This window comes from Alteromonas sp. 5E99-2 (assembly GCF_017368475.1).
Classification (GTDB): Bacteria; Pseudomonadota; Gammaproteobacteria; order Enterobacterales; family Alteromonadaceae; genus Alteromonas_F.
This window is the reverse complement of sequence record NZ_JAFNJE010000055.1, coordinates 1-989: the sequence shown is the minus strand read 5'-3', so window position 1 is coordinate 989 and position 989 is coordinate 1. Positions and strand designations below refer to the sequence as shown.

Genomic DNA, 989 nt, shown 5'->3' with positions numbered 1-989 from the left:
GTACCTGCTGTCGCTGACACATAAGCCACTAATCGCTCACTGCCTTGATGGGACTGTGCAACCACTACCGCTTCATGAATGTCCTCTTGCTGTAGTAAGGCACTTTCTATCTCACCTAGCTCTATTCTAAACCCACGAATCTTCACCTGATGGTCAATACGCCCTAAATACTCCAACTCGTTATCTGTATTTAAACGCACTAAATCACCTGTGCGATAAAGCTGCTCGCCTGAGTCACTAAACGGATTGGCAATAAACACATTCGTCGTTAAATCAACACGATGTAAATACCCTCGAGCTAACCCAGCCCCACCAATGTACAACTCCCCTGCTACGCCTTTCGGCGCTAAGTTCAAATCACTGTCCAACACATAAAGCTGTGTATCTGCTATTCCATCACCCAAGGTAATCTCATTACCCGTCAACTGTTTTACTGATGACCATATCGTTGTTTCCGTTGGACCATACATGTTCCAAAGCGATACACCATATGATTGCAGTGTCTGAGCTAAGTCTTTTGGTAATGCTTCTCCACCACATAACCCCATTAATGGTTTCTTCGTTAAGTGGCTATTCGTTTCATTCCCCTGCCAACCACTGGCTAACAGTAAACGCCAACCTGACGGTGTCGATTGAAAAACCGTTGCTTGATGCTTTGACAGTAAGTCCGTTAAGGCTTGACCATCAAGTACGTCTTCCCGTGTAGCTAGTACCAGTGTTGCCCCTGTGATTAACGGTAAATACAGCTCAAGTACAGCAATATCAAACGATAAGGAAGTCACTGCCACTAAGGTATCTTCACTTGTCATCCCCGGTGCAGATTGCATGCTCCGTAAGAAGTTACTCACACCTTGGTGTTGTACCATCACCCCTTTAGGTTTGCCTGTTGAGCCTGAGGTATAAATTAAGTACGCAAGTTGTGAAGCATGCATAGCTAGTTGTGGGTTTGTGGTTAACTCACCTGAGACATCAAGTTCGTCAATACATAA

1 protein-coding gene is annotated in these 989 nt (G+C 44.9%); it reads right to left on the bottom strand.

Annotation, left to right across the window (positions count from 1 at the left end):
- The coding region (locus J3L16_RS15840; protein ID WP_207614035.1) for an amino acid adenylation domain-containing protein at positions 1-989 on the bottom strand (989 nt) is incomplete at both ends.